The following is a 12,758-nucleotide window of genomic DNA, read 5'->3' on the forward strand; positions in this document are numbered from 1 at the left end:
GCTGCTCAGCCCGCCGGGTCGAGGAGTGTCGGCGAGATGCGGCGATAGCCCGGGCGGAGCACGATGCGGTGCTCGTCGAGGCGGGCGACGTCCTCCCAGTGCACGAGGAAGCTGCCGCGGTGGCGCCAGCGCAGGAACGTCGCGAGGACGGCGGGACGTTCGTCGTCGTGGCGCTCGTAGCCGAGGAACGAGCTGCCGGTGCGCGGGCTGACGACGAAGCCGACCAGGCGCGCGTCGGCGAGCGGGCCACGTGGGACGCCGTCGAGCACGAACCGGGCATCGATGACGGTACCGAGCGATCGGCCCTCGTCGTCGTGCACCTGGGAACGCAGGACATCACTCAGGATCATGGCGGCCTCCGGGGATACGGGAGATGATGCGGTCGCGCACCCAACGCTCGACCCATGTCACGTCGAGTGTCGAACCGGCGACGCCGAGACGCACGGCGATGCCAATCTCGGCGATCCGGTCCCACGAGACGCGATGGAAGCGGCTGGAGGGCGGACGTCCGCCGAACATCCGCGTGCTGAGGACCGGGCCGCTGAGGATCGACGCGATCACCGGAGCCGGTGTCCCTGCAGGGATCGTCTCGCCGAAGGGGACGTCGCTCAGTTCGAGGTCGTCGACGACCTGCACCGGGACGTCGTCGCGGTCGAGCACCTGGCGGTCGAGGAGGTGCAGCCGGGCGTCGAGCACCTGTCCGGCGTAGCGTTCGGCCGGTTCGAGCTCCGGAAGCGATGCGTCGAAGTGCTTGCGTCGTGGGGTCATGCTCCGGCTCCCGTCAGGATCATCAGGGGAATGGCTGCGATCGATGCCACGAGGATGATCACGAGATAGACGAGGGCGAACGCGTTCGTCACCCGTCCGTTGCGTGCATCGCCCATGTACTGTTTGTCGTTCGCCACGATGAGGATCGGTAAGTAGGTGAGTGGCAGTGCGATCGCGGAGAACACCACGGAGTACTCCGTCACGAGGATCGGGTCGACACCGGTCGCCAGGACGCCGAGCCCGACGAGCAGACAGATGATCATCGCGATGTGGAAACGTGCCGCCTCCGCCGGCTTCCGGAACTTGCCCCACGACCAGCCGAAGAACTGCGCGAGCGTGTAGCCGCTCGACAGTGTTGTCTCGAGGGCCGCCCCGAACGTCGCGGCGACGATGCCGACGATCACGAACGCCACCGCGAGCTTGCCGCCGGCCTCCGCGACCGGGAGGACGATCTGCGAGAGCGAGGACACCTCGATACCGCGGGGCAGGAGCACGATCGTGGCGCAGGCGGCGATCGCCACGGACAGCACACCGCCGAGCGGGAAACCGACGAGCACGTTGATGCGCGACTGCGAGATGTCCTTCTTCTTCCACTTCTCCTCGACGGCGCCAGAGGAGAAGAAGAAGACCTCGTACGGCGTCATCGCTGCCCCGAACAGGGCGACGGCGTAGTACCAGTAGGCGCCGACCGACTCCGAACCGGGGACGGAGGGCGCGAACGCCTGTTCCGCGAGCTTCGACCAGTCGGGGCCGAGGAGGAACAGCGCGACGGCGAACACGATCAGGCAGAGCCCCACGAGCCCGGTGACGTTCTCCATGATCGAGAACTTCACCCGCCAGATCACCAGCCAGACGGCGAACGCTGCGACCGGGATCCAGAGGTCGGGGGCGACGCTCGACGCGAGCTGCAGGGCGAGGGCGATACCGCCGATCTCGGCCGTGAGCGTGAGGAGGTTGATGAGGAAGGACGCGCTCAGGTTGGCGAGGCCCGCTTTCGGTCCGAGACGTTCGCGGATGATCTCGAACGTCGCCCGGCCGCTGACCGCAGCGACACGTCCCGACATCTGCGCGAACAGGCAGATGCCGACGACGCCCACGAGCACCACCCAGGCGAGCGACAAACCGAAGCGCGAACCGACGACCGCGTTGGTGACGAGATCTCCGATGTCGAGGAACCCACCGATCGCGGTGAGGACACCGAGCGCGACGCCGAGGACGCGCTTCATCACGCCGCTCACGAGGACGGCTCCCACCGCTCGCGGAGTTCGGCCGTCCGCTTCGCCGTCTCCTGCAGCTGCTGCACGGTGTCGTGGAGGTCCTCGCCGGCCCTGAGCGTCGTGCGAGCGTCGTCGAGGGCTGCGGCGGCGTCCTGGAGCGCGGTCGTGGCCTCTCGCTTCGCGTCCGCTTCACGGCCCGCCTGGACCGGCGTCTCGCTCAGCTGGGTGGAGACGTCGTCGACCTCGGTGATCGCGTTCTCGAGTGTCGTCTCCGCGACGGGCATGAACGTGATGTCGGCGTCCGCCTGCTGGAGGGCGAGGGACGCCGTCTGCACGGCAGCGTCGAGCTGCACCGTCGCTGCGGCGATGGTCGGGATCGCGCCACCGGAGCAGCCGCTCAGGCACGCGACGACGGCGATGACGACGGCGACGGCACCGAGCCGGGCGCGGGCTGACGGGCGGCCCCGGGCGCTCGTTCGACCTCTCACATCCTGGATCACGGGCGTGACATTACTCCCGGAACGATTCCGCGTCAGAGGCTTGACTCCCGCACAAGCCCTGGGGTTCGAGCGGTGAGGCCAGCAGACTGGTCGGATGAGCGATTCCCATGACGACTCCCAGCGGGACGACCAGGACGGCCCCGACGACCAAAGCGGCCCCGACGAGCAGCACCGCGTGCCGGAGGGCGTCGACGAGGCGACCGTCGACGCGGTCGGGCGATTGACCGAGGCGCTCGAGATCGTCGAGCAGGCGCGCGGACTCCTCTACACGTTCCACCGGTTGACGGGGAAGGCGGACTTCGTGCTCAGCGATGCCTCGGCGAAGCTCCGGGACGCGGGCCATGAGGCGATCGCGGACCGGATCGACGCCGACCTCGTCGGCCGGAACGTCCTCGACGGCCGCTGGACGTTCCAGATCGTCGAAGATTACGACGACGGCTACTGGGAGCCGTTCCGGACACTCGAACGCGAGACCCGCGATGAGCTCGTCGCCGGCCGTCGCCATCTCGCGGAGGCCGCGATGAAGGAGGACCGACGCACCCACGGTGCCGCCCACCATGAGGCGGTGCCGCCGACCACAGGACCCTGAGCACGCCCATCCTCCCGACTCAGCGCATCAGCTCCGGATACCGGCAAGGGCGGACGCCAGCGCGAGCGCTGCTGCACCGGCGACGGGCTGCTCCTCGGTCACCACCGGCACCGCTCGCGGCACCTCCCGGGCGAGGCCCGCGGTCACCCCGACGAGCAGACGCTCGTCGCGTGCGGCGAGGACACCGCCACCCAGCACGACGGGCACGGCCGTGTCCTGCAGGCCCAGCCGATGGATCGCCGCGGTGGCGAGCAGGACGATCTCCTCGGCCTGGCGATCGATCACCCCTGCCGCGACCGCGTCGCCTGCTTCCGCCGCCGTGAAGAGCACGGGGGAGAGCCGGATCAGCTCGGAGTGGGGCAACCGCTCGAAGTGGAGCGTCTCGATGACCTCCTGCACGCTGCCGAGGCCGAGAGCCGTCGGGACGAGGTCGGCGAGCGCCGTCGCCGGCCCGCGTCCGTCGACGGCGCGAGCGGCGTGCCACAGAGCCTGCTCGCCGAGGAACCAGCCGCCGCCCCAGTCGCCGGAGATGCCTCCGAGCGCGGCGAAGCGGGCCGTCTCCCCGTCTGCACGGACGCCGAGCGCGTTGATGCCCGTTCCGCACACGACGGCGACGGCGTCGGGCGCGTCGGTCCCTGCCCGGAGCAGGGCGAAGAGGTCGTTGTCGACGACGCTTCCCGCCGGGAACCAGTCGGAGCCTTCGAGCGCATCGCGGTAGGCGTCCATCTCGACGGGGAGGTCGAGCCCCGAGAGGTAGACGCCGGCGTGGGTGACCGCGACGTCGTCTCCCGCGCCCATCGCCTCGACCGCCGGGCCGATCGCCTCACGGACGAGGGCGTCGATGATCGCGGCGGACCGCTCCAAGCCTTCGAAATGCGGTGAGGACCCGGCCCCGCGCGCCCGTCCGACGACGGTGCCGTCCAGACGCATCACCACGACCTCGGTCTTGGAACCGCCGCCGTCGACGGCCACGACGAGTCGGGTCGTCGCGGGACGAGCGGCTCCTGCCGGCCCCGCACCTGCAGGCGCGGTCCCGGTGCCCACCGCGGTCACCTCGCCCACGGCAGGTACTCCCGGTTCCCCGCGATGAGCAGGTCGGTGAGCTGTTCGGCACGGTCCCACTGGCCGACGAGCGGGTGGGCGAGCATCGCCCGGACGACACGGTCGCGTCCGCCGTGGATCGCGGCGTCGAGAGCGAGGCGCTCGTACCCGGCGACGTGCGAGATGAGCCCGGTGACGTCATCGGGTAGCGGTGCGACGGGCAGCGCGACGGGACCGTCGGCCGTGATCGCGGCGGAGACTTCGATGACGTGGTCGTCGGGCAGGAACGGGAGCGTCCCGTTGTTCCGCAGGTTCACGGCCTGGACGGCTCCGGACCCCGTGCGGAGCGCCGCCATGAGGTCCACGGCGGACTCCGAGTAGAACGCGCCGCCACGACCCGCGAGTTCCTCGGGTTTCGTGACGATCGACTCGTCGGCGTAGAGCGCGAGCAGCTTCCGTTCGATCTCCTGGACGGCGTGTGCGCGGGTCTCGCCACCCCGCTGCTCCCCGAGCACCACGTCATGGGCGTAGAAGTAGCGCAGGTAGTACGACGGAACCATGTGCAGGTTCGCGAGCAGCGCCTCCGGCAGTTCGACGTGCTCCGCCAGTTCGCCGAGGTGTTCGGCGAGGAGGGCGGGCATGAGGTCCTCCGACGAGCCGACACGTTGCAGCGAGCGCTCCCAGGTGAGGTGGTTCAGGCCGACGTGGCCGAGCACGAGCTCGTCGGGCGCTGCGCCGACGAGTGCTGCGAAATGCCGCTGGAAGCCGATCGCCACGTTGCAGAGGCCGACCGCGCGGTGCCCCTCGGTGAGGAGCGCGCGCGTCACGATGCCGACGGGGTTGGTGAAGTCGATGATCCATGCGTCGGGCTTCGCGTGCTTCCGCACCTGCTCGGCGACCGAGAGGACGACGGGCACGGTGCGGAGGGCTTTCGCGAACCCACCCGGCCCGGTGGTCTCCTGACCGATGCAGCAGGCCTCGTGCGGGAACGTCTCGTCGCCGTGACGGGCGTCCTGCCCGCCGATCCGCAGCTGGATGAGGACGACGTCGGCATCCGAGACCCCTGCGACCACATCGCTCGTGCGGTGCACGACCGCCGGGTGTCCGTACTCGGCGAAGATGCGCTGCGAGATCCCACCGACGAGCGACAATCGCTCCTCACTGGGGTCGACGAGCCAGACCTCGTCGATGGGCAACTGCTCGCGCAACCGTGCGAAGCCGTCGATGAGTTCTGGGGTGTAGGTGGAGCCGCCACCGATCACGGTCAATTTCATTCGAGGATCATCCTTTGACGCCGGAGAGGGCGATGCCCTCGACGAACACTTTCTGAGCGAAGAAGAACACGACCACCACGGGGACGGTCACGAGCATCGTGATCGCCATCGTGAGTCCCCAGTCCGTGCCGTGCACGCTGCGGAAGGTCGCGAGGCGTAGGCCACTGGCCAGGAGGCCGGGTTCTCTGAGGTGTAGAGGAGTGGTCCGTAGTAGTCGTTCCAGGAGTGGAAGAACATGAACAGACCCGCAGCTGCGATGCCGGGACGCGCCATCGGGATGACGACCCGCCACAGGACGCCCCACTCCCCGCAGCCGTCCATACGGGCCGCGTCCGCGTACTCGTTCGGGATGGTGAGGAAGAACTGGCGCAGCAGGAAGATGGAGAACGCGTCGCCGAAGAGGTTCGGCAGGATCACCGGCCAGAGCGTCCCCGTGAGGCCGAGCTGCGACCAGAACACGTAGATCGGCACGGCCGTGACCTGCGGCGGCAGCAACATGGCGACGATGATCGCGAGGAAGATGAGGTTCGCGCCTCGGAACCTGATCTTCGCCAGCACGTAGGCAGCCGGCACGCTCGAGACGAGCATGAAGACCGTCGCGAGCACGGCGTACATCGCGGAGTTCCCGAACCAGAGCGCGAGCGGAGCGCGTGTGAACGCCTCCACGTAGTTCTCCCAGTGGAACGGGTTCGGCCAGAGCGATGCCGTGAGCGTCTGGTCGCTCGACATGAGCGACGTCAGGGCGACGAACACGATCGGGAACAGGAACAGCAGGCCCAGGACGATGAGGACGATGAGGACGGCGTGCTCGGCGATCCAGGCGAGCCGTGCCCTCGTCGAACGACGCTTCGGCTGGGGGACGAGACGCCCCGGGATCAGCCGGACCGGTGTCTGCGGTGCGGATGCGGTCGTGGCGCTCATCGGTCTCCCTCCGGGGTGAATGCCTTGAATCGGCGCAGCATGAAGACGAGGATGATCGCCGCGACGATGAACAGCACGACCGCCAGAGCGCTCGCGTAGCCGAGCTGGTAGTTGCTGAATCCTCTGACGTACAACCACTGCGTGTAGGTGAGGAGCGAGCCGTTCGGATACCCGAGGCCGGCTCCCGAGCCTTCGCCGACGGTCGCCTTCCCGCTCGCGACACTCGACGTGACGGCTGCTTCCGTGAAGTACTGGATCGCAGCGATCACCCCGGTCACCGCGGCGAACACGAGTACCGGCGAGATCGACGGGAGCGTGACGTAGCGGAACTTCTGCGGGCCGGTCGCGCCGTCGAGCGACGACGCCTCGTAGAGCTCGCGCGGGACGTCCAGCAGGCCGGCGAGGAAGATGATCATGATGTCGCCCATCACCCACACACCGAGCAGCACGAGCGATGGCTTCGCAAGCGCAGGATCGTTGAACCACAGCGGCTTGCCGAGCCCGAGCGCTCCGAGGATCTGATTGACCGGCCCGGTCCCCGGGTTGAAGAGGAACACGAAGGCGACGACGCTCGCCACCGGCGGCACGAGGGCCGGCAGGTAGAAGAGCGTGCGCCAGAATCCGCTCGCCCGCTTGGCCCGGGCGAGGAGACCGGCGACCGCGAGGGCGAAGACGATCTTCGCCGGCACGAGGACCACGACGAACCAGAGTGTGTTGAAGACGGCCTCGACGACGCGCGGGTCCTTCGTGAACAGGTACTCGTAGTTGCGGAGCCCGATCCACTCCGGCGGTGACACGAGGTCGAACCGGGTGAACGAGTAGTAGACGCTTGCGAGGAGCGGGTAGACGAAGAAGATGACGAGTCCGGCGATCGCCGGCGCGAGCATGAACCAGATGGCCCAGCGGCGTTGCGGTCGACGAGGCTTCCGCTGTCTGCGTCCCGCGCCGAGGTCTGACTCAGCGGTCGGAGCCGTGGTGGTCATGAGCGTTACGGACCTGTCGTCAGTGCGATGGCGTCGTCGACCTGTTGGTCGACGTCCGCGAGTCCCTTGGCGAGGTCCTGCGAGGGGTCTGCCTGGTAGGCGCGCCAGAAGTCCTCGAAGGTCTGCTGGTAGCCGGCACCGACGGGGCTCGGCGGCGTCGTGCCCGACGCCGGGTTCTGGGCGATGTCGAGGAAGGTGCGGAACTGGTCGCTCACCTCGAGGTCGGGCGAGTCGAGCGCGGCCTGCGTCGTCGGCACGTTCTTCAGTCCGTTCGAGAGCTTGACCACGGCGTCGGTGTCGGTCGTCAGGTACTTGAGGAGCGCCCACGCGAGTTCGGGGTTCTTCGACCCCTTCGCGATGCCGGCGATGTTGCCGGTGATGTAGCCGGAGCCGTACTGGTCGTCATGACCGTCGGCGACCGGGAATGGTGCCGTGGCGTACGCGAGGTCCGGTGCCTGGTCGTGGATGAACGCCGTCCGGTACTCGCCGTCCATGTTCATCGCGACCTGCCCCGTCTGGAACGCGTTGTCGGCTGAGAACTCCTGGCCGAGGCCCGCGGTGAACGCCTGCAGCTTGTCGTAGCCGATCTTCTGCACGTACTTCGTCTGCCACTCGATGAGGTCCGTCCAGCCCGTCGACCCGCCGATCGCGCTCGTGCCGTCGTCGTTCAGCCACTGGGCGTCCGCCATGGGACCGAAGTGGGAGGCGGCGTTCTCGTAGAAGCCCATCAGGGGGTTGAACCCGAGGGTCTTGATCGAGCCGTCGTCGTTGTACGTGGTCAGCTTGTCAGCGACCGTCTCGAGCTCGCTGAGCGTCTTCGGCGGGGTGGTGACGCCGACCGATGCCAGGAGGTCGGTGTTGTAGTACAGCCCGTACACGTCCGAGAGCACGGGCATCGAGCACTGCTTGCCGTCGAACTCCGTGTAGCTGCGGACGGTGTCCGAGAACCGCCCGAGGTCGACCTTGTCCCGCGTGATATACGGGTTGAGGTCACGGAACGCGCCACTCGAGCAGAAGTTGCCCACGACGTCCGTGGAATACGACAGGCCGACGTCGACCGACTTGCCCGCGGCGATCGCCTTCCGCAGCTTCTCGTCGTCTTGGCCCGCGTGGACCTCGACGGTCACCTTCGGGTTGGCCTTCTCGAAGTCGTCGACGACGGACTGGATGACATCGCCCTCGCGATCGGAGAAGAAGTGCCAGAAGGACACCGTCCCCTCGAGGGTTGACGGCGCCTTGTCGGCGACGGACTGTGATGCCCCGTCGGTCGCCGAACAGCCGGCGAGCAACGTGACGACGGTCGCGACGAGCGCGGTCGCCGTGAACAGCTTGGAGCGGTTTCGCACGGTGGATCCTCTCTGAGTGCTTCGTGGGTGTGGTGCTGTGCTGCGGAAACGTGGATTCCGGGCGCGACGGATACCGCCACCCGGTCGGTGACGTTACGGCCGCCCGGTCACTGAGCCTGTCGAAGTGCGTTCTTCGACGAGCTCAGGGGCCTGTCACTGGGCTGCGATCCCCTCGGCTAGCCGATCGCGATCCGATCGACTTCGTCGAAGAGCCGTGCGCGCAGCTCGCCGATGAGGACGTCCCGGGCTCCGTGGAGCACGGGGAGGTGTTCCACGGTCGAGGCACTCACGGTGGGGCGCCATCTCGTGGAGCGGACGATGTGCTCTCCCACAGCGCGGGCGAGCGGCTCGCCCCCGGCTCCACCGGTGGGGCCGCCGAGCACGATCCGTTCGGGGTCGAGCAGCGCGAGGACGGGCACGATACCCATCGCGATGCGCGGGGCGAGTTCGGCGATGATCGCGTCCCGCTGCGGGGTCGGGTCACCGGAGGCGAGGAGGGTGAGCGCGGCGGCGTAGGCGGCGGAGTCACCCTTCGCCGGTGCTGCTGTTCCGACGATGCGGCCGGCGATCGTCGCGACGGCGTCGGGGCCGATGAGGTCCTGCAGGTCGTCGGCGCTCGGATCGAACGCGCTCGCCTCGCGCGTGACGGGCAGGTACCCGATCTCGCCGGCGCCGCCTGATGCCCCACGGTGGACCACCCCCGCGATGTCGACGGCGAGGCCGAGGCCGTCGCCCATCCAGAGCAGGGCGAAGCTGGCCGCCTCGGCGAGCGTACCGACGGAACGCTCCGCGATCGCGGCGAGGTTCACATCGTTGTCGATGAAGACGTCGCGGCCCGTCGCCTGTTCGAGGACGTCGCGGATGCCCGTGCTCTGCCAGCCGGGCATGCTCTCCGCGAAGGCGAGCTCATCGGTCTCGGTGTCGTAGGAGCCCTGGACGGCGATGCTCACGAGTTGCACGGCGGAGGGGTTCACGCCGGCTGCTTCGGTGGCGGCGGCGATGGCGGCAGTGATGTCGGTGACCGCTGAGCGTTCGCCGGTGGTGGTCGAGATGGTCTCGATCGGGTGCTCTGCCCCGGAGGCGTCGACGATGGTCGCGCGGATGAGCGTCGGGTTCACGTCGATCGCGACGCCGAGACGGCGGTCGATGCGGACGGAGTAGCTCGCGGCGCTCGGTCCGCGGCTCCCGGAGACGGTGCCGACGGGGTGGATGAGGCCGTTGTGCTCGAGGCGCTGCACCATCTGCGAGGCGGTCGGCTTCGAGAGGCCGGACAGTTCGCCGAGGCGGAGACGCGTGAGGGAGCCGTGCTCGAGGAGCAGCTCCAGTGCCGTGCGGTCGTTCGTCGAACGAAGCCACGCCGGGGTGCCGCGCAGTGTGCGATCGCTCATGGTCCTGATCCCTCCGTTGGAATCCAATTCTGCTCTGCGAATATAACAGGAAAGTTTCCTAACAGTAAAGATGTTGTTTCGATCAGGCACATCGAACCCGCCCTTCGACAGACTCAGGGAGCGAGGTGACCCCGCTCACCGAGCGTGTCGAGGTGCCGCACGGACGTCGACCCAGCGCCGCTCAGCTGGACAGCGCTCACCGGCTCCGGTCACTCATCGGAAGACCGTAGGTGCCTCCGAGGTGGTTCATGGAAGCTTCATAGCGTTCGAGTGGAGGGTGGGCATCCAGTCCAGATCACCGAGCGAGCGAGGCATCATGAGCAGGATCCCCGAACCAGACCAGACTCCCGACGGGCCGGCGTACGAAGGCCGTCTCCTCGACCGAGCTGACGAGGAGGTGGTCGACCAGGGCGTCGCGTTCGACGTGCAGACCCTCGTCAGTCGCCGAGTCGTGCTGAGCCTCGTCGGCGCGGGTGTCGGAGCGCTCGCGCTCGCGGCGTGCTCCACCGGAGCGAGCGGCGGCACGACCTCCGGATCGACCTCGACCAGTGGCACCTCCACCGGCGAGATCCCGGACGAGACCGCGGGGCCGTACCCGGGCGATGGATCGAACGGGACGAACGCGCTCGCGGAATCCGGGATCATCCGGAGTGACATCCGTTCCAGTATCGGCGGAGGCACCACGGCCGACGGTGTGCCGATCGCCCTCACTCTCACCGTGCTGGACATGGCCGATGACGATGCGCCGTTCGCCGACGTCGCCGTCTACGTCTGGCATTGCGATGCCGCCGGTCGATACTCCATGTACTCGGAGGGCGTCGAGGACGAGACGTACCTGCGCGGTGTGCAGGTAGCGGACAGCAGCGGGACCGTCTCGTGCACCTCGATCTATCCGGCCTGCTACACGGGGCGGTGGCCGCACATCCACTTCGAGGTGTACCCGACGGTGAACGACATCTCCGACTCTGCCAACGCCATCTCGACGTCGCAGATCGCGATGCCGAAGGAGGTGAGCGAAGCGGTCTACCAGCTGTCCGGCTACGAGAAATCCGCCGCCAACCTCTCGCAGGTGAGTCTCGACTCCGACAACGTGTTCGGTGACGACGGTGGTGCGCTCCAGCTCGCGACCGTCACCGGCGACGCGACCTCCGGGTATCAGGTGTCGCTCACGGTCCGTGTCGACACGACGACGACCCCCACCGCAGGCGCTGCGCCTGACGGTGGTGGCGGTGGCGGAACGTCTCCCGATGGCGGCCAGGGTGGCACGCCCCCGAGTGGCGCTCCGGGGAACTAGCCCTCGTCCGCACCGCGACCGACCGACAGCACCGCCACGGAAAGGATCGCCCCATGGCACTGCTCCAGAACCTCACCGGCTGGCACGCGCTCATCGTGCTCGCCGTCATCGTCCTGTTCTTCGGAGCCGCCAGACTGCCGGCGCTCGCCAGGAGCGTCGGTCGGTCGGCGAGGATCCTGAAGTCCGAGGCCGCCGCGGAGCCTGCGTCGACGGTCCGGTCGGCGGAATCGGCCGCGGAACGGTCGGCCGGACCGTCGGCTGGCACCGGCACGAGTCCCGTCGCCGATGTCGGCCCTGCCGCTCAGGTGTGAAGGAGCGAATGCGTGTTCGGCCTGACCCTCGACAAGCTGCTCATCATCTGCGTGATCGCGGTGTTCATCGTCGGTCCGACGCGACTTCCGCTCTATGCGGAGAAGCTGGCGACTGCGGTTCGCGCTCTCCGCTCGTTCGTCACCGCTGCGCAGGCGAGGGTGTCGGATGAACTCGGCCCCGAGTTCGATGTCGCCGAGTGGAGACGTCTCGATCCGCGCCAGTACGACCCGCGGCAGATCATCCGCGACGCGCTCCGTGAGGAGCCGACCGCTCGTGCTGCGCCTCGGGAGCGTGAGAGCGGCCGTTCGAACAGTGCGTGACGGATGGCCGAACGCGAGCGTTAGGCGAGCCGAAACCCTGGCAATACGGCCGCCCGGTGTGAGGTCCGACTGCGTGTGCTGGCACAGTTGACGAGTCCTCGGGCCCTTCGCCCGAACGCAGCTGTGCGCCTGTGGCCGCGCGCGTCCTGGACGTCCCTCACAGAAAGACCCGGAGTCATGACGTTCTGGCCCCTCCTCCTCATCGCGCTCGGTGTGTCCGCAGACGCGTTCGCCGTCGCCCTCACCAAAGGGCTGCACATGCGGCGCTTCAACGTGCGTCACGCGCTCATCATCGCGGGCACCTTCGGTCTGTTCCAGGCCGTCATGCCGCTCATCGGGTGGGTGCTGGGCACGCAGTTCGCCCCTTACATCACTGGTATCGACCACTGGGTGGCCTTCGGTCTGCTCGCGCTCGTCGGCGGCAAGATGCTGTGGGAGGCGTTCTCCAGCCACGACGACACGGAGCAGGACTTCGACCGCATCAACACCCGTCAACTGCTGGTGCTTGCGCTCGCGACGAGCATCGATGCGCTCGCCATCGGGATCACCCTGGCGTTCCTACCGGGGTCGATCATCGAAGCGGTCATCCTGATCGGGATCACCACGTTCGCGCTCGCGTTCCTCGGCGTCGTCATCGGCCGTCGGGTCGGGCAGCGGTTCGGTAAGCCTGCGGAGATCGCCGGTGGTGTCATCCTCATCCTCATCGGCACGAAGATCCTCATCGACCACCTCACGGCGTAGGCGACGCGACGTGCCCTGCGGCCGCTCGAACCCCGCCCGGGATCCCGCTCGCCGAGCGTGTCGA

At 68.3% G+C, this 12,758-nt stretch carries 15 protein-coding genes; 5 read left to right on the plus strand and 10 right to left on the minus strand.

What is annotated here, in order from left to right:
* Positions 1-5: 5 nt before the first annotated feature.
* Genes ABMA10_RS04605 through ABMA10_RS04620 form a run of 4 tightly spaced genes read right to left on the minus strand, consistent with a single transcriptional unit; the run spans position 6 to position 2,473 of the window.
* Positions 6-350, minus strand: a complete 345-nt coding sequence (locus ABMA10_RS04605; protein WP_347867260.1) for a PRC-barrel domain containing protein — start codon at positions 348-350, stop codon at positions 6-8.
* Complete coding sequence (locus ABMA10_RS04610; protein WP_347867259.1) at positions 337-768, minus strand: hypothetical protein; 432 nt, start codon at positions 766-768, stop codon at positions 337-339. The genes ABMA10_RS04605 and ABMA10_RS04610 overlap by 14 nt, the downstream gene beginning before the upstream one ends.
* Positions 765-1,994 (minus strand): Nramp family divalent metal transporter, encoded by a 1,230-nt coding sequence (locus tag ABMA10_RS04615; RefSeq protein ID WP_347867329.1) that lies wholly within the window; start codon positions 1,992-1,994, stop codon positions 765-767. The genes ABMA10_RS04610 and ABMA10_RS04615 overlap by 4 nt, the downstream gene beginning before the upstream one ends.
* Positions 1,995-2,002: 8 nt before the next feature.
* Positions 2,003-2,473, minus strand: coding sequence for a hypothetical protein (locus ABMA10_RS04620; protein WP_431031255.1), 471 nt, complete (start codon positions 2,471-2,473; stop codon positions 2,003-2,005).
* Positions 2,474-2,579: 106 nt separating this feature from the next.
* Between ABMA10_RS04620 and ABMA10_RS04625 the strand changes: the two genes are divergently transcribed.
* On the plus strand, positions 2,580-3,074 hold the full coding sequence (locus ABMA10_RS04625) for a hypothetical protein (protein ID WP_347867257.1): 495 nt from the start codon (positions 2,580-2,582) through the stop codon (positions 3,072-3,074).
* 27 nt (positions 3,075-3,101) lie between these two features.
* Here the strand turns inward: ABMA10_RS04625 and ABMA10_RS04630 are convergent, their stop codons facing one another.
* The 6 genes from ABMA10_RS04630 to ABMA10_RS04655 all read right to left on the minus strand — a co-directional run bounded on the left by ABMA10_RS04630 (position 3,102) and on the right by ABMA10_RS04655 (position 10,027).
* Entirely contained in the window at positions 3,102-4,118 is a 1,017-nt protein-coding gene (locus tag ABMA10_RS04630) for an N-acetylglucosamine kinase (RefSeq protein WP_347867256.1), read from the minus strand.
* 5 nt (positions 4,119-4,123) lie between these two features.
* On the minus strand, positions 4,124-5,389 hold the full coding sequence (locus tag ABMA10_RS04635; RefSeq protein WP_347867255.1) for a 6-phospho-beta-glucosidase: 1,266 nt from the start codon (positions 5,387-5,389) through the stop codon (positions 4,124-4,126).
* A gap of 87 nt (positions 5,390-5,476) precedes the next feature.
* The gene (locus tag ABMA10_RS04640) at positions 5,477-6,310 is read right to left on the minus strand and encodes a carbohydrate ABC transporter permease (protein ID WP_347867254.1); all 834 of its coding nucleotides are present in this window, start codon (positions 6,308-6,310) and stop codon (positions 5,477-5,479) included.
* Positions 6,307-7,293: a carbohydrate ABC transporter permease gene (locus ABMA10_RS04645; protein ID WP_431031256.1), complete on the minus strand. Its 987-nt coding sequence runs from the start codon at positions 7,291-7,293 to the stop codon at positions 6,307-6,309. Before ABMA10_RS04645 ends, ABMA10_RS04640 begins: the two co-directional genes overlap by 4 nt.
* Before the next feature lie 5 nt (positions 7,294-7,298).
* Positions 7,299-8,639 carry an extracellular solute-binding protein gene (locus ABMA10_RS04650; RefSeq protein WP_347867252.1) on the minus strand — a complete coding sequence of 447 codons (1,341 nt, stop codon included), beginning with the start codon at positions 8,637-8,639 and terminating at the stop codon, positions 7,299-7,301.
* 176 nt (positions 8,640-8,815) lie between these two features.
* Entirely contained in the window at positions 8,816-10,027 is a 1,212-nt protein-coding gene (locus tag ABMA10_RS04655) for an ROK family transcriptional regulator (RefSeq protein ID WP_347867251.1), read from the minus strand.
* 316 nt (positions 10,028-10,343) lie between these two features.
* Here ABMA10_RS04655 and ABMA10_RS04660 point away from each other — a divergent pair, with 316 nt between their 5' ends.
* The 4 genes from ABMA10_RS04660 to ABMA10_RS04675 all read left to right on the plus strand — a co-directional run bounded on the left by ABMA10_RS04660 (position 10,344) and on the right by ABMA10_RS04675 (position 12,694).
* A complete protein-coding gene (locus ABMA10_RS04660) occupies positions 10,344-11,321 on the plus strand; it encodes a 3,4-dioxygenase subunit beta (protein WP_347867250.1) in 978 nt (325 codons plus the stop codon).
* 59 nt (positions 11,322-11,380) lie between these two features.
* Positions 11,381-11,632, plus strand: a complete 252-nt coding sequence (locus tag ABMA10_RS04665) for a twin-arginine translocase TatA/TatE family subunit (protein ID WP_347867328.1) — start codon at positions 11,381-11,383, stop codon at positions 11,630-11,632.
* A 12-nt stretch (positions 11,633-11,644) separates the two neighbouring features.
* Positions 11,645-11,953 (plus strand): Sec-independent protein translocase TatB, encoded by a 309-nt coding sequence (locus ABMA10_RS04670; RefSeq protein WP_347867249.1) that lies wholly within the window; start codon positions 11,645-11,647, stop codon positions 11,951-11,953.
* Between the two features lie 177 nt (positions 11,954-12,130).
* On the plus strand, positions 12,131-12,694 hold the full coding sequence (locus ABMA10_RS04675; RefSeq protein WP_347867248.1) for a manganese efflux pump MntP: 564 nt from the start codon (positions 12,131-12,133) through the stop codon (positions 12,692-12,694).
* Positions 12,695-12,758 lie beyond the last annotated feature (64 nt).

The organism is Plantibacter sp. RU18, assembly GCF_050613355.1.
GTDB lineage: Bacteria > Actinomycetota > Actinomycetes > Actinomycetales > Microbacteriaceae > Plantibacter.